This window comes from Kitasatospora sp. NPDC058406 (genome assembly GCF_042722765.1).
Taxonomy (GTDB): Bacteria; Actinomycetota; Actinomycetes; order Streptomycetales; family Streptomycetaceae; genus Kitasatospora.
Map to the genome: position 1 here is coordinate 17,182 of NZ_JBHXKE010000102.1, position 15,102 is coordinate 32,283.

Sequence of the window (15,102 nt, forward strand, 5' to 3'; positions counted from 1 at the left end):
AGGAGACCCGAACCCGCCCCGGCCGCCCCCCGACGCAGGGGGAGCGGCCGGGTAAGGGTTGCATAGACTGCGCCCGGCCCGACCAGCAGCCGGGCCGCCGCGGCCACCTCGTGGCCGCGGCGACACCAGCCAGACCAGGAGCACCCTCATGCCCGAGGCCCCCGACCGCCTGCCCTCCGGCAGCCCCGCCACGTCCCGCCGCACCCTGCTCTGCGGGGCCGCGGCCGTCCTCGCCGCCGGCGGCACCCTGGCCGTCTCCGGATGCTCCTCGTCCTCCTCCGACTCCGCCGCCCCCAAGACCCCGGTGGACGTCGGCCCGGCCTCCGCCGTGCCCGTCGGCGGCGGCACCGTCTACCGCGAGAAGAAGATCGTCGTCACCCAGCCGACCGAGGGCCAGTACCGGGCGTTCAGCGCCAAGTGCACCCACGCCGGCTGCATCGTCGACCAGGTCAAGAACCAGAAGATCCAGTGCCCCTGTCACGGCAGCTTCTTCGGCATCACCGACGGCGCCGTGCTGGACGGCCCGGCCCCCACCCCGCTGCCCGCGTACACCGTGGCCGTCGAGGGCGGCAACCTCAAGGTCACCCCGAGCTGAAGCAGTTGATCTCCCCTCCGCAGGCCCGGCCCGACTCGGTACGGTGGACCCATGGCTGACCCGTCCACCTACCGCCCGTCGCCGGGCGCGATCCCCGTCTCGCCAGGCGTCTACAAGTTCCGCGACGCCCACGGGCGGGTCATCTACGTCGGCAAGGCGAAGAGCCTGCGCCCGCGGCTCTCCTCCTACTTCCAGGACCTCGCCGGGCTGCACCCGCGCACCGCGACCATGGTCACCACCGCCGCCTCGGTGGAGTGGACCGTGGTCGCCACCGAGGTCGAGGCGCTCCAGCTGGAGTACTCCTGGATCAAGGAGTTCGACCCCCGCTTCAACGTCAAGTACCGCGACGACAAGAGCTATCCGGAGCTGGCGGTCACCCTCAACGAGGAGTACCCCCGGGTCCAGGTCATGCGCGGCTCGCACAAGAAGGGCGTCCGCTACTTCGGCCCGTACGGCCACGCCTGGGCGATCCGCGAGACCGTCGACCTGCTGCTGCGCGTCTTCCCCGTCCGCACCTGCTCCAACGGCGTCTTCAAGCGCGCCCGCCAGGTCGGCCGCCCCTGCCTGCTCGGCTACATCGGCAAGTGCGCCGCCCCCTGCGTCGGCAAGGTCTCGCCCGAGGAACACCGCGCCCTGGCCGAGGACTTCTGCGACTTCATGGCCGGGCGCACCGGCAACTACCTGCGCCGCCTGGAGGGCGAGATGCAGGAGGCCGCGGTCGAGATGGAGTACGAGAAGGCGGCCCGGCTGCGCGACGACATCGGCGCGCTCAAGCGGGCGATGGAGAAGAACGCCGTCGTCCTCGCCGACGCCACCGACGCGGACCTGCTGGCCGTCGCCGAGGACGAACTGGAGGCCGCCGTCCAGATCTTCCACGTCCGCGGCGGCCGGGTCCGCGGCCAGCGCGGCTGGGTCACCGACAAGGTCGAGGACGTCGACACCGCCGGCCTGGTCGAGCACGCCCTCCAGCAGCTCTACGGCGGGACGGACGAGGACGAGCGCAGCGAGTCCGTCCCCCGCGAGGTCCTCGTCCCGGCGCTGCCCGAGCCGGTCGACCCGGTCCGCGACTGGCTGAGCGGCCTGCGCGGCAGCCAGGTCGACCTCCGGGTGCCGCAGCGCGGCGACAAGAAGGACCTGATGGCCACCGTGCAGCGCAACGCCCAACAGGCGCTCGCCCTGCACAAGACCAAGCGCGCCTCCGACCTCACCACCCGCAGCCGCGCCCTCCAGGAGATCGCCGACGCCCTGGAGCTGGACTCCGTCCCGCTGCGCATCGAGTGCTTCGACATCTCCCACCTCCAGGGCGAGGACGTGGTCGCCTCGATGGTCGTCTTCGAGGACGGCCTGGCCCGCAAGAGCGAGTACCGCCGCTTCCAGATCAAGGGCTTCGAGGGCCAGGACGACGTCCGCTCGATGCACGAGGTGATCAGCAGGCGGTTCCGCCGCTACCTCCAGGAGCGCGAGCGGACCGGCGAATGGGCCGTCCCCGAGGAGGGCCCGGACGACGAGCCCGGCGCCGCCGAGGTGCCGGGCGGTCCGGTCGACCCCGAGACGGGCCGCCCGCGCCGCTTCGCCTACCCCCCGCAGCTGATCGTCGTCGACGGCGGTCAGCCCCAGGTCGCCGCCGCCCGGCGGGCCCTGGACGAGCTCGGCATCGACGACGTCGCGCTCTGCGGCCTGGCCAAGCGCCTGGAGGAGGTCTGGCTGCCCGGCGACGACGACCCGGTCGTGCTCCCGCGCAGCAGCGAGGGCCTCTACCTGCTCCAGCGGGTCCGCGACGAGGCCCACCGCTTCGCCATCGCCTACCAGCGCGGCAAGCGTTCCAAGCGACTCACCGCCGGAGAACTGGACTCCGTCCCCGGCCTCGGCGAGACTCGCCGTCAGGCGCTGCTCAAGCACTTCGGCTCGCTGAAGAAGCTCCGGGCGGCCACCGTCGACGAACTCTGCGCAGTCCCCGGCATCGGCCGGCGGACGGCGGAGACAGTTGCGGCGGCGTTGTCGTCCCGTACACCTGCCGCACCAGCCGTGAACACGGCCACGGGCGAGATCATCGAGGACGGCGCCGACGATCCGGTGCCCGCGGCGCCCGAGACCGCACCCATCCAGGAGACGCCATGACGGCCGACGCCGCCCGTCAGCCTGCGCGCCCCGGATCACTCGCCCGAGTGGACCGGGGAAGCTTGCCCGCGCGTCGCGCGTTCTCCACATGCAGAACCACCGAGAGCGGGGAACCGAAGTGACCGTGTCCGATTACGGGGGCACCGCGCGGCCGGAGGCCGGCGGAGAGAACGCCCCGGAGCTGGTGATCATCTCCGGCATGTCCGGAGCCGGCCGCTCCACCGCGGCCAAGTGCCTGGAGGACCTGGGCTGGTTCGTGGTGGACAACCTGCCGCCGGCCCTCATCCCGACCATGGTCGACCTCGGAGCCCGCTCCCAGGGCAACGTCGCCCGGATCGGCGCCGTCGTGGACGTCCGCGGCCGGCAGTTCTTCGACGACCTGCTGACCTCCCTGGACGAACTGGAGAAGCGCGGCATCCGGCTGCGCGTGGTCTTCCTGGACTCGTCCGACGACGCACTGGTCCGCCGCTTCGAGGGCGTGCGCCGCCCGCACCCGCTCCAGGCCGACGGCCGGATCGTCGACGGCATCGCCCAGGAGCGCGACCTGCTGCGCGAGCTGCGCGGCGAGGCCGACCTGGTGATCGACACCTCCAACCTCAACGTCCACCAGCTGCGCGCCAAGCTCGACGCCCAGTTCGCCGACCACGACGAGCCCGAGCTGCGGGCCACCGTGATGTCGTTCGGCTTCAAGTACGGCCTGCCGGTCGACGCCGACCTCGTCGTGGACTGCCGCTTCCTGCCCAACCCGCACTGGGTGCCCGAGCTGCGGGCCCGTACCGGCACCGACGGGGACGTCGCCGACTACGTCTTCCAGCAGCCCGGTGCCAACGAGTTCCTCAACGGTTACGCGGAGCTGCTGCGCATCGTCACCGAGGGGTACCGGCGCGAGGGGAAGCGCTACATGACGCTTGCCGTAGGCTGCACCGGTGGCAAGCACCGCAGCGTCGCGATGTCCGAGCGCCTGACGAAACGTCTCATCTCGGACGGCGTCGAAACGGTGCTCGTCCACCGGGACATGGGACGGGAGTAGCCGCCGTACCCCCTGCCGGCCGCCGGCGGAGGCCGGCGGCGGGCAAGAGGAACGCGAGGTAGGTGTGACGGGATACGTGCCCGGGCGGCAGTTTCAGAACAAGACCGCCGACCGGAGTGGGCTCCCGGCCCGGTCCTTCGTGACCGGCCGGTCCCGCTCCGGGGCGGCCCGCACCGGCCCGGCCCGTCCCCACCAGGCGCCCCGGACCAACCAGGCGCCCCGGATCACCGCCCTCGGCGGCGGTCAGGGCCTGTCCGCCTCGCTCTCCGCGCTGCGCCGGCTCACCACCGACCTCACCGCGGTGGTCACCGTCGCGGACGACGGCGGCTCCAGCGGCCGGCTCCGTGAGGAGCTGGGCGTGCTGCCGCCGGGCGACCTCCGCAAGGCGCTGGCCGCGCTCTGCGGCGACGACGACTGGGGCCGCACCTGGTCCGAGGTGATCCAGCAGCGCTTCACCGGCAGCGGGGAGCTGGGCGGCCACGCCGTCGGCAACCTGCTGATCGTCGCGCTGTGGGAGAAGCTCGGCGACCCGGTCGCCGCCCTGGACTGGGTGGGCCGGCTGCTCAACGTCCAGGGCCGGGTGCTGCCCATGTCGGCCGTCCCGCTCGACATCGAGGCGGTCGTCCGGGGCCACGACCCGGCGTACCCGGCCGAGCTCGCCGCCGTCCGCGGCCAGGCCAGCGTCGCGGTGACCCCGGGCACCGTGCAGTCCGTCCGGCTGGTGCCGGACGAGCCGCCGGCCGTGCCGGAGGCGGTCACCGCCGTCCGCGAGGCGGACTGGGTGGTGCTCGGCCCCGGCTCCTGGTTCACCAGCGTGCTGCCGCACCTGCTGGTGCCCGACCTGGTCAAGGCGCTGGTCGAGACCCGCGCCCGCCGCCTGCTCACCCTGAACCTGGCCCCGCAGCCCGGCGAGACCGAGGGCTTCACCCCGCAGCGCCACCTGGAGGTCATCGCCGACCACGCCCCCGCCCTTGCGGTGGATGCGATCCTGGTGGACGAGCGCGCCGTCACCGGCGGTGCCTTCGGCCAGGCCGACCTGGCGGGCCTGGAGAAGGCCGCCGAGCGGATGGGCGCGGCCCTGGTGCTCGGCCGGGTCGCCCGCACCGACGGCACGCCGCGACACGACCCGGAGCTCTTGGCAGCCGCGTACGACCGGATTTTCCGGACACATGGAAGGATCGGGCCATGGCGATGACTCCAGCGGTGAAGGACGAAATCAGCCGGCTCCCGGTCACCCGGGCCTGCTGCCGCAAGGCGGAGGTGTCGGCGATCCTGCGATTCGCGGGCGGGCTGCACATCGTGAGCGGCCGTATCGTGATCGAGGCGGAGCTGGACACCGGCGCTGCCGCGCGTCGTCTGCGCAAGGACCTGCTGGAGATCTTCGGACACTCCTCGGACCTGGTCGTGATGGCCCCCGGCGGCCTGCGGCGCGGCAGCCGGTACGTGGTCCGGGTGGTCAAGGACGGCGAGCTGCTGGCGCGCCAGACCGGCCTCGTGGACGGCCGCGGTCGCCCGATCCGGGGCCTGCCCCCGGCCGTGGTCTCCGGCGCCACCTGCGACGCCGAGGCGGCCTGGCGCGGGGCCTTCCTGGCACACGGCTCGCTCACCGAGCCCGGCCGGTCCTCGTCGCTGGAGATCACCTGCCCCGGCTCCGAGGCGGCCCTCGCCCTGGTCGGCGCCGCCCGCCGGCTCGGCATCCCGGCCAAGGCCCGCGAGGTGCGCGGCGTGGACCGGGTGGTGATCCGTGACGGCGACGCCATCGGCGCGCTGCTCACCCGCCTCGGCGCCCACGAGTCGGTGCTGGCCTGGGAGGAGCGCCGGATGCGGCGCGAGGTCCGGGCGACCGCCAACCGGCTGGCCAACTTCGACGACGCCAACCTGCGCCGCTCGGCCCGCGCCGCGGTCGCGGCCGGCGCCCGGGTGCAGCGCGCGCTGGAGATCCTCGGCGAGGAGGTGCCGGAGCACCTGGCCGCCGCCGGCCAGCTGCGGATGCAGCACAAGCAGGCCTCGCTGGAGGAGTTGGGCGCCCTCGCCGACCCGCCGCTGACCAAGGACGCGGTGGCCGGCCGGATCCGCCGGCTGCTGGCGATGGCCGACAAGCGTGCCTCCGAGCTCGGCCTGCCGAGCACCGAGGCGAACCTGACGGACGAGATGGCTCTCAACTGACTCTTGACGACCGCGCTCGACGGTGATCTCCCCGCCGGTGTCCGTTCCTCGGGCACCGGCGGTGCCGTGTCCGGGGACTGGGACGGCGGCCCGTGCCGGAGGGCCCCGCGGGCCCGGGACCAACTGCCCCGGAGGGCAAGGACGGAAGGCCCGAAGGTGCGTGGAACGCGCGCCACGCCAGGGGTTGCGAAGCGGGCTGATGTGCTCTACCCGGCCTCGGAGGGGTAGGGTCATAGGCGGTCGGGGACATCCCAAATTCCACCCCGTCGGCATAGCGTCCGGCGTACCTAACGAGGAGATCGGTTCGTGACGATCCGGGTAGGCATCAACGGATTCGGCCGCATCGGCCGCAACTTCTTCCGTGCGGTTCAGGCCCAGGGCGCGGACATCGAGATCGTCGGTGTCAACGACCTGACCGACACCAAGACCCTGGCGCACCTGCTCAAGTACGACTCGATCCTGGGCACCTTCCAGGGCGAGGTCTCGCACACCGCCGACAGCATCACCGTCGACGGCAAGACCTTCAAGGTCATCGCCGAGCGTGACCCGGCCAACCTCCCCTGGGGCGAGCTGGGCGTCGACATCGTCATCGAGTCGACCGGCATCTTCACCAAGGCCGAGGCGGCCAAGAAGCACGTCACCGCCGGTGCCAAGAAGGTCATCATCTCGGCGCCCGCCACCGACGAGGACATCACCATCGTCATCGGTGTCAACGACGAGAAGTACGACGCCGAGAAGCACACGGTCATCTCCAACGCCTCCTGCACCACCAACTGTGTGGCGCCGCTGGCCAAGGTGCTGAACGAGAACTTCGGCATCGTCAAGGGTCTGATGACCACGGTGCACGCGTACACCAACGACCAGGTCACCCTGGACTTCCCGCACAAGGACCTGCGTCGCGCCCGCGCCGCGGCCCTCAACATCATCCCGACCTCGACGGGTGCCGCCAAGGCGACCGCCCTGGTCCTGCCCGAGCTCAAGGGCAAGCTGGACGGCACCTCGCTGCGCGTTCCGGTCCCGACCGGTTCGATCACCGACCTGGTCGTCACCCTGGAGCGCGACGTCACCGTCGCCGAGGTCAACGAGGCGTTCAAGAAGGCCTCGGAGACCACCCTCAAGGGCATCCTGCAGTACACCGAGGACCCGATCGTCTCCTCCGACATCGTGAACTCGCCGTTCTCCACGATCTTCGACTCGCTGATGACCATGGTCCAGGGCAACCAGGTCAAGATCTTCGGCTGGTACGACAACGAGTGGGGCTACTCGAACCGCCTCGTCAACCTGACCACCCTCGTCGGTGACCGGCTCTGACGCAGCGGGAGCTGATGTGAAGTAGGGGGGAGGGCCCGGAAGGCATGTGCGACGCCGTCCGGGCCCTCCGTCTGCGCACCCTCAACTCCCCTTTGACGGCCCGCCGTTGTGCCGTCGCCTGCTCCACCTTCTCGCCAGGAGACCGAAGACCGTGAAGACCATCGAAGACCTGGACGTCGCCGGCCGACGCGTGTTCGTCCGCGCGGACCTGAACGTGCCGCTGTCCGGCGCCACGATCACCGACGACGGCCGGATCCGCGCCGTCGCCCCGACCATCGCCAAGCTCGTCGAGCGCGGAGCGAAGGTCGTCGTCGCCTCCCACCTCGGCCGCCCCAAGGGCGAGCCGGACCCGCAGTTCTCCCTCGCGCCGGTGGCCGTCCGCCTCGGCGAGATCCTCGGCACGCCGGTCGCGTTCGCGACCGACACCGTGGGTGAGAGCGCGAAGGCCACCGTCGCCGCCCTGGCCGACGGCGAGGTCACGCTGCTCGAGAACCTGCGGTTCAACGCCGGGGAGACCAGCAAGGACGACGCCGAGCGCGGCGCCTTCGCCGACCAGCTGGCGGACCTCGCCGACCTCTACGTCGGCGACGGCTTCGGTGCGGTGCACCGCAAGCACGCCTCGGTGTTCGACCTGCCGGCCCGCCTGCCGCACGCGGTCGGCGACCTGATCGCCACCGAGGTCGGCGTGCTCAAGCGCCTCACCGAGGAGGTCGAGCGCCCGTACGTGGTGGTGCTCGGCGGCTCCAAGGTCTCCGACAAGGTCGGCGTGATCGACAACCTGCTCGGCAAGGCCGACCGCATCCTGATCGGCGGCGGCATGGCGTACACCTTCCTCAAGGCCAAGGGCCACGAGGTCGGCATCTCGCTGCTGCAGGAGGACCAGATCCCGACGGTGCTGGACTACCTGAAGCGCGGCGAGGAGAGCGGCGTCGAGTTCGTGCTGCCGGTGGACGTCGCGATCTCCGGGTCGTTCCCCGACACCAAGACGTTCGCACCGGTCGAGGACTTCGCGGTCGTGGACGCCGACGGCATCCCGGCCGACAAGGAGGGCCTGGACATCGGCCCCAAGTCCCGCGAGCTGTTCGCGGCGAAGCTGGCCGACGCGAAGACGGTGTTCTGGAACGGTCCGGTGGGCGTCTTCGAGCACCCGGCCTTCGCCGAGGGCACCAAGGCCGTCGCCCAGGCCCTGGTCGACGGCGACGCGTTCTCCGTGGTCGGTGGCGGGGACTCCGCCGCGGCCGTCCGTATCCTGGGCTTCGACGAGACGAAGTTCGGGCACATCTCGACCGGCGGTGGCGCGAGCCTCGAGTACCTGGAGGGCAAGACCCTTCCCGGTCTCGCCGCCCTGGAAGGCTGACAACGCAATGACTGAGCGTCTCCCGCTGATGGCGGGCAACTGGAAGATGAACCTCAACCACCTCGAGGCCATCCAGCACACCCAGAAGCTGGCCTTCGCGCTGGCCGACAAGGACTACGAGTCGGTCGAGGTGGCCGTCCTCGTGCCCTTCACCGACCTCCGCTCGGTGCAGACCCTGGTCGACGGCGACAAGCTGAAGATCAAGTACGGCTCGCAGGACATCTCGCAGCACGACTCCGGTGCCTACACCGGCGAGATCTCCGGCCCGATGCTGGCCAAGCTCAAGTGCACCTACGCGGTGATCGGCCACTCGGAGCGCCGCCAGTACCACGGCGAGAACGAGGAGATCGTCAACGCCAAGGTGAAGGCCGCCTACCGCGCCGGGATCACCCCGATCCTCTGCATCGGCGAGCCGCTGGAGATCCGCAAGGCCGGCACCCACGTCGAGTACACCCTGGCCCAGCTCGACGGCGGCCTGCAGGGCGTCCCGGCCGACCAGGCCGAGTCGGTCGTGGTCGCCTACGAGCCGGTCTGGGCGATCGGCACCGGCGAGGTGGCGACCCCCGAGGACGCCCAGGAGGTCTGCGCCGCCATCCGCGCGCGGATCGCCGAGCTGTACGACGCCGAGCTGGCCGGGAAGGTCCGGGTGCTCTACGGCGGTTCGGTCAAGTCCTCCAGCGCGGCCGGCCTGATGGCCAAGCCCGACGTCGACGGCGGCCTGGTCGGCGGTGCCTCGCTGGACGCCGACGAGTTCGTCAAGATCGTGCGGTACCGTGACCAGGCAGTAGGCTAACGCCGCCGCAGCAACGTAGGCTTTGGGGCCGGGCCGCCGTACGCGGCCCGGCCCCTTCGCCGAAGATACGAGAGAGTTGGTCCCGTCGTGGTTATCGGGTTCTCGATTGCCCTGATCGTCTTCAGCCTGCTGATGATCCTCCTGGTGCTGCTGCACAAGGGGAAGGGCGGCGGCCTGTCGGACATGTTCGGCGGCGGCGCGATGTCGACCGGTGGCGGCTCGGCGGTGGCCGAGCGCAACCTGGACCGCATCACGATCGTGGTCGGGCTCGGCTGGTTCGCGTCCATCATGGTGCTCGGCCTGGTCATGAAGTACAAGAGCTGACGTACCTCTGACGCCCCGTCGCCCCGCGGCCTATGCTGGAACGGTCCGGGGCGGAGCCGGTGATGGCGCAACCTTAACTCCTGCTTACACTAGGACGACTTTCGCCACCGACGCGCATCGCGGCGGGTCGGCGCACCAGCACGCAGGGAGTCAGACCGTGGCAAGTGGCAACGCCATCCGTGGCAGCAGGGTCGGAGCCGGCCCGATGGGTGAGGCGGAGCGTGGCGAGTCCGCCCCCCGCAACCGGATCACCTTCTGGTGTGCCAACAAGCACGAGACCCGTCCGAGCTTCGCTGCCGAAGCGGTCATCCCGGAGACCTGGGACTGCCCGCGGTGCGGGTTCCCGGCCGGCCAGGACGAGCACAACCCGCCCGCCCCGTCCCGCAACGAGCCGTACAAGACCCACCTCGCCTACGTCCGCGAGCGGCGCACCGACGCCGACGGCGAGGCGATCCTCGCCGAGGCGCTGGCCAAGCTCCGGGGCGAGATCTGAGCCACGGGTCGCAACCGCCCGGCTGCGGGCGACGAGCAACGCCGAAGGGCGTCACCGTTCGGGAGAACGGTGACGCCCTTCGCGCATGCTCAGGCCGAGGCCGGGGGGTAGAGCTGGGGCGGCAGTTGGGCCGCCGCGGAACGGTCCAGCAGCCACAGCGTGCGCCCGCGCCCGTACGCGCCGGAGGCGGGCGCCTGGAGCTCGCCGGGGCCGGACAGGGCCAGCGCGACCGCGCCCGCCTTGTCCTCGCCCGCCGCCAGCAGCCAGACCTCGCGGGCCTCCCGGATCGCCGGGAGGGTGAGCGAGATCCGGGTCGGCGGGGGCTTGGGCGCGCCGCGCACGCCGACCACCGTCAGTGCGGTCTCCCGGACGCCGGGGTGCTCGGGGAAGAGCGAGGCGACGTGGGTGTCCGGGCCGACGCCGAGCAGCAGCACGTCGAAGGCGGGGACACCGAGCCGGTCGCCGGGACCGGCCGCCTTCGCCAGCTCCTCCGCGTAGCGCGCGGCGGCGGCCTCGACGTCCGAGCCGTCCACGCCGTCCGACGCGGGCATCTCGTGCACCCGCGCCGGGTCGAGCGGGACGGCGTCCAGCAGCTCGGCCCGGGCCTGGACGGCGTTGCGGTCCGGGTCGGCGGCGGCCACGAACCGCTCGTCGCCCCACCAGAGGTCGAGCCGGGCCCAGTCGACCGCGTCCCGCGCCGGGGAGGCGGCGATGGCGGCCAGCAGGGCGTTGCCGTTGCGTCCGCCGGTGAGCACCACCGAGGCGGTGCCGCGGGCGGACTGGGCGTCCACGATCCGGGTGATCAGCCGGGCCGCGGCCGCCTGGGCCATCAGCTCCTTGTCCCGGTGGACGACCAGCTGCGGGGTGGCGGCCGTCATGCCTCCGCCTTCTTGGCACCGCGCTTGCCGGCCGGCTTCTTCGCCGGAGCGGGGGCCGGAGCAGGGGCGGGTGCGGGGGCCTCGGCGGCCACCGCGGCCCCGGCGGCCTCCGCCACGGCCTCCTCGGCGACCTTGTCGGCCACCTCGGCCCGCGCGGCCGACTCGGCGGCGGTCGGTTCGAGCAGCCGGTCCACCGGCGTGCGCACGGCCGCCGCGTAGATGTCGTCCGGGTCGAGCCGGCGCAGCTCCTCGGCGATCAGCTCCGAGGTCTCGCGGCGCTTCAGCGCCACCTGGCGGTCCGGCGAGCCGGGCATGGAAAGCGTGCCCATCAGGCCGTCCGGGCGGTCCAGGGTGATGTCCCCGTCCGTGGTGCGCAGGTGCACCGCGGTGATGCCCGGGCCGTTGGTGACGACCCGTTCGACGGGCACGTGCAGCCGGGTGTGCAACCAGAGGCCGAGCAGCTCGACGCTGGGGTTGTACGGCTCGCCCTCGACCACCGCGGAGGTGATCGTGGACGGCCGCTGGTCCAGCGCGGCGGCCAGCATCGAGCGCCAGCCGGTGATCCGGGTCCAGGCCAGGTCGGTGTCGCCCGGGGTGTAGCTCTGGGCGCGCTGGGCGAGCTGGCCGACCGGGGACTCGGCGGTGACCGCGTCGGTGATCCGGCGCTGGGCGATCGAGCCCAGCGGGTCCTGCGCCGGGTGCAGCGGCGCATTCTCCGGCCACCAGACCACGACCGGGGCGTCCGGCAGCAGCAGCGGCAGGGCGACCGACTGCGCGTGCGAGACCAGCTCGCCGTGCATGCGCAGGATGACCGTTTCGCCGGAGCCGGCGTCGGAGCCGACCAGGATCTCGGCGTCCAGGCGGGTCTCGGCGCGGGCCCGGGGCGAACGCCCGGCGCGCTTGATGACCGCCAGGGTGCGCGAGGGGTGCTCGCGGGAGGCGTCGTTGGCGGCCTTGAGGGCGTCGTACGCGCTGCCCTCGTCGGTCACGATCACCAGGGTGAGCACCATGCCGGCAGCGGTGGAACCGCTGGCCCGGCGCGCCTCCATCAGGGCGGCGTTGATCTTGCTGGACGTGGTGTTCGTAAGGTCGATCTTCATGGCCGGCGCCAGCTCCTGCCGTCTCGTGCGAGCATCTCGTCAGCCTCGGCCGGTCCCCAGGTGCCGGCCGGGTACTGCGCGGGCTTGCCGTGCGCGTCCCAGAACCTCTCGATCGGGTCGAGGATCTGCCAGGACAGCTCGACCTCCTGGTGGCGCGGGAACAGGTTGGCGTCCCCGAGCAGCACGTCGAGGATGAGCCGCTCGTACGCCTCGGGGGACGACTCGGTGAAGGACTCGCCGTAGGCGAAGTCCATCGTGACGTCGCGGACCTCGAAGGAGGTGCCCGGCACCTTGGAGCCGAACCGCACGGTGACGCCCTCGTCCGGCTGGACCCGGATGACCAGGGCGTTCTGCCCCAGCTCCTCGGTCGCGTAGGAGTCGAACGGCAGGTACGGGGCGCGCTGGAAGACCACCGCGATCTCGGTGACCCGACGGCCCAGCCGCTTGCCGGTCCGCAGGTAGAACGGCACACCCGCCCAGCGGCGGTTGTTGATCTCCAGCTTGATGGCCGCGTAGGTGTCCGTCTTGGAGTCCGGGTTGATGCCGTCCTCGTCGAGGTAGCCGACGACCTCCTCGCCGCCCTGCCAGCCGGACGCGTACTGGCCGCGCACGGTGTGCTTGCCGAGGTCGGCCGGGAGCTTGACGGCGCTGAGCACCTTGAGCTTCTCGGCCACCAGCGCCTTCGGGTGGAAGGACGCCGGCTCCTCGATGGCGGTGAGCGCCATCAGCTGGAGCAGGTGGTTCTGGATGACGTCCCGGGCCGAGCCGATGCCGTCGTAGTAGCCGGCCCGGCCGCCGATGCCGATGTCCTCCGCCATGGTGATCTGCACGTGGTCGACGTACGACCGGTTCCAGATCGGCTCGAACATCTGGTTGGCGAAGCGGAGCGCCAGGATGTTCTGGACGGTCTCCTTGCCCAGGTAGTGGTCGATCCGGAAGACCTCGTCCCGGGGGAAGACCTCGTGGACGATCCGGTTCAGCTCCTGGGCGGACTCCAGGTCGTGGCCGAAGGGCTTCTCGATGACGGCGCGGCGCCAGGAACCCTGGGGCGGGTCGGCCAGGCCGTGCTTCTTCAGCTGCTGGACGACGGTCGGGAAGAACTTCGGCGGGACGGAGAGGTAGAAGGCGAAGTTGCCGCCGGTGCCCTGCGCCTTGTCCAGCTCCTCGATGGTCGCGCGGAGCTTGTCGAAGGCGTCGTCGTCGTCGAAGTCGCCCTGGACGAAGCGCATGCCCTTGGCGAGCTGCTGCCAGACCTCCTCGCGGAAGGGGGTGCGGGCGTGGTCCTTGACCGCGTCGTGCACCTCCTTGGCGAAGTCCTCGTCCTCCCACTCGCGGCGGGCGAAGCCGACGAGCGAGAAGCCCGGCGGCAGCAGGCCGCGGTTGGCCAGGTCGTAGATGGCCGGCATCAGCTTCTTGCGGGACAGGTCGCCGGTGACCCCGAAGATGACCAGGCCGGACGGCCCCGCGATGCGCGGGAGCCGCCGGTCGGTGGGGTCACGAAGCGGGTTGACGGGGGCCGGCGTGGGGTCGCCTGCGTCCGAGTCCGACGTCAACTCAGGGAAGTCAGTGCTCACTTGATGAACTCCGCTTTCGTGCGCTGGCTGTGTGAGCAGGGGTCACTTCTCGCCGGCGAAGGAGGCCAGAGAAGCGGTGACGGTGTCGAGCAGCTCGTTCCAGGACTGCTCGAACTTCTCCACGCCCTCGTCCTCCAGGACCTGCACGACGTCGTCGTAGTCCACGCCGGCGGCGGCGATGGCGTCCATGACGGCCTTGGCGTCGGCGTAGTTGGGGACGATGGTGCCGCCGGTGACCACGCCGTGGTCGCCGGTCGCCTCAAGGGTGGCCTCGGGCATGGTGTTGACGGTGCCCGGGGCGACCAGCTCGGTGACGTACAGGGTGTCCGGCAGGGCCGGGTCCTTGACGCCGGTGGAGGCCCAGAGCGGGCGCTGCGGCTTGGCGCCGGCGGCCTCCAGGGCGCGCCAGCGGTCGCTGCCGGCGGTCTTGGCGTCGACGCTGCCGAAGACCTCCTCGTACGCCTGGTAGGCGAGGCGGGCGTTGGCGAGCGCGGCCTTGGAACGGAGGTCCCGGGCGTCGCCGCCGATCTTGTCCAGGCGCTTGTCGATCTCCGTGTCGACACGGGACACGAAGAAGGACGCGACCGACTCGATCTGCGAGAGGTCCAGGCCCTTGGCCTTGGCGGCCTCCAGACCGGTCAGGTAGGCGTCGATGACGGCCCTGTAGCGCTCCAGCGAGAAGATCAGCGTGACGTTGACGCTGATGCCCCTGCCGATGACCTCGCCGATCGCGGGCAGGCCGGCCCTGGTCGCGGGGATCTTGATGAACACGTTCGGGCGGTCGACCAGCCACCACAGCTGCTTCGCCTCGGCGACGGTGGCGGCGGTCTCGTGGGCGAGCCGCGGGTCGACCTCGATGGAGACCCGGCCGTCACGGCCGTTCGAGGCGTCGTAGACCGGGCGCAGCACGTCGGCGGCGTCCCGCACGTCCGAGGTGGTGATCATGCGGACGGCCTCGTCCGTGGTGACCTTGCGGACCGCGAGGTCGCGCAGCTGGCCGTCGTAGGAGGAGTCCCCGCCGCCGATGGCCTTCTGGAAGATGGTCGGGTTGGTGGTGACGCCCACCACGTGCTTGTGCTGCACCAGCTCGGCGAGGTTGCCGCTGTTGAGGCGCTTGCGGCTGAGGTCGTCCAGCCAGATCGCCACGCCTTCGTCGCTGAGGCGCTTCAGTGCGTCAGTCATGGTGCTTCAGTCCTTCGTCCGTGTATCCGTGGGGTCCTCGGGTGCCGGCCGGGCGCCCGGTGTGCGGTCGGGCGCCCGGCCCGGGGCTGCCGTCAACGGTTTACGTCGTCCACCGAACCCACCGCGAAGTGGGGCACGGCCACGACACGCTCGGCGGGCAGTCCGACCTCCACGAAGAGGT

General features: G+C 71.7%; 14 protein-coding genes. 10 read left to right on the forward strand and 4 right to left on the reverse strand.

The features are described 5' to 3' along the window. Positions 1-148: 148 nt before the first annotated feature. The 10 genes from ACFWOG_RS21020 to ACFWOG_RS21065 all read left to right on the forward strand — a co-directional run bounded on the left by ACFWOG_RS21020 (position 149) and on the right by ACFWOG_RS21065 (position 10,187). Positions 149-595, forward strand: coding sequence for a Rieske (2Fe-2S) protein (locus ACFWOG_RS21020; protein WP_329876385.1), 447 nt, complete (start codon positions 149-151; stop codon positions 593-595). A 51-nt stretch (positions 596-646) separates the two neighbouring features. Continuing rightward, positions 647-2,713 (forward strand): excinuclease ABC subunit UvrC, encoded by a 2,067-nt coding sequence (gene uvrC / locus ACFWOG_RS21025; protein WP_329948629.1) that lies wholly within the window; start codon positions 647-649, stop codon positions 2,711-2,713. 88 nt (positions 2,714-2,801) lie between these two features. Then, positions 2,802-3,743: an RNase adapter RapZ gene (rapZ, locus tag ACFWOG_RS21030; RefSeq protein WP_380360184.1), complete on the forward strand. Its 942-nt coding sequence runs from the start codon at positions 2,802-2,804 to the stop codon at positions 3,741-3,743. 64 nt (positions 3,744-3,807) lie between these two features. After that, positions 3,808-4,938 (forward strand): uridine diphosphate-N-acetylglucosamine-binding protein YvcK, encoded by a 1,131-nt coding sequence (gene yvcK, locus ACFWOG_RS21035; protein WP_380360186.1) that lies wholly within the window; start codon positions 3,808-3,810, stop codon positions 4,936-4,938. Beyond that, the gene (gene whiA / locus ACFWOG_RS21040; protein WP_148642545.1) at positions 4,929-5,909 is read left to right on the forward strand and encodes a DNA-binding protein WhiA; all 981 of its coding nucleotides are present in this window, start codon (positions 4,929-4,931) and stop codon (positions 5,907-5,909) included. Before yvcK ends, whiA begins: the two co-directional genes overlap by 10 nt. Before the next feature lie 306 nt (positions 5,910-6,215). Further along, complete coding sequence (gap, locus tag ACFWOG_RS21045) at positions 6,216-7,220, forward strand: type I glyceraldehyde-3-phosphate dehydrogenase (protein ID WP_329876374.1); 1,005 nt, start codon at positions 6,216-6,218, stop codon at positions 7,218-7,220. 151 nt (positions 7,221-7,371) lie between these two features. Then, complete coding sequence (locus ACFWOG_RS21050; RefSeq protein WP_380360188.1) at positions 7,372-8,577, forward strand: phosphoglycerate kinase; 1,206 nt, start codon at positions 7,372-7,374, stop codon at positions 8,575-8,577. Between the two features lie 7 nt (positions 8,578-8,584). Next, positions 8,585-9,370 (forward strand): triose-phosphate isomerase, encoded by a 786-nt coding sequence (tpiA, locus tag ACFWOG_RS21055; RefSeq protein ID WP_329876370.1) that lies wholly within the window; start codon positions 8,585-8,587, stop codon positions 9,368-9,370. 87 nt (positions 9,371-9,457) lie between these two features. Next, positions 9,458-9,694: a preprotein translocase subunit SecG gene (secG, locus tag ACFWOG_RS21060; RefSeq protein WP_329876368.1), complete on the forward strand. Its 237-nt coding sequence runs from the start codon at positions 9,458-9,460 to the stop codon at positions 9,692-9,694. 205 nt (positions 9,695-9,899) lie between these two features. Beyond that, positions 9,900-10,187 carry an RNA polymerase-binding protein RbpA gene (locus ACFWOG_RS21065; protein WP_329876448.1) on the forward strand — a complete coding sequence of 96 codons (288 nt, stop codon included), beginning with the start codon at positions 9,900-9,902 and terminating at the stop codon, positions 10,185-10,187. 89 nt (positions 10,188-10,276) lie between these two features. Here the strand turns inward: ACFWOG_RS21065 and pgl are convergent, their stop codons facing one another. The 4 genes from pgl to tal all read right to left on the reverse strand — a co-directional run bounded on the left by pgl (position 10,277) and on the right by tal (position 14,921). After that, entirely contained in the window at positions 10,277-11,065 is a 789-nt protein-coding gene (gene pgl, locus ACFWOG_RS21070) for a 6-phosphogluconolactonase (RefSeq protein WP_329876366.1), read from the reverse strand. Continuing rightward, positions 11,062-12,165: a glucose-6-phosphate dehydrogenase assembly protein OpcA gene (gene opcA, locus ACFWOG_RS21075; RefSeq protein ID WP_329948632.1), complete on the reverse strand. Its 1,104-nt coding sequence runs from the start codon at positions 12,163-12,165 to the stop codon at positions 11,062-11,064. Before opcA ends, pgl begins: the two co-directional genes overlap by 4 nt. Continuing rightward, positions 12,162-13,718 carry a glucose-6-phosphate dehydrogenase gene (gene zwf, locus ACFWOG_RS21080; protein WP_329948691.1) on the reverse strand — a complete coding sequence of 519 codons (1,557 nt, stop codon included), beginning with the start codon at positions 13,716-13,718 and terminating at the stop codon, positions 12,162-12,164. The genes opcA and zwf overlap by 4 nt, the downstream gene beginning before the upstream one ends. Positions 13,719-13,781: 63 nt before the next feature. Beyond that, entirely contained in the window at positions 13,782-14,921 is a 1,140-nt protein-coding gene (tal, locus tag ACFWOG_RS21085) for a transaldolase (protein WP_380360192.1), read from the reverse strand. Positions 14,922-15,102: the final 181 nt, after the last annotated feature.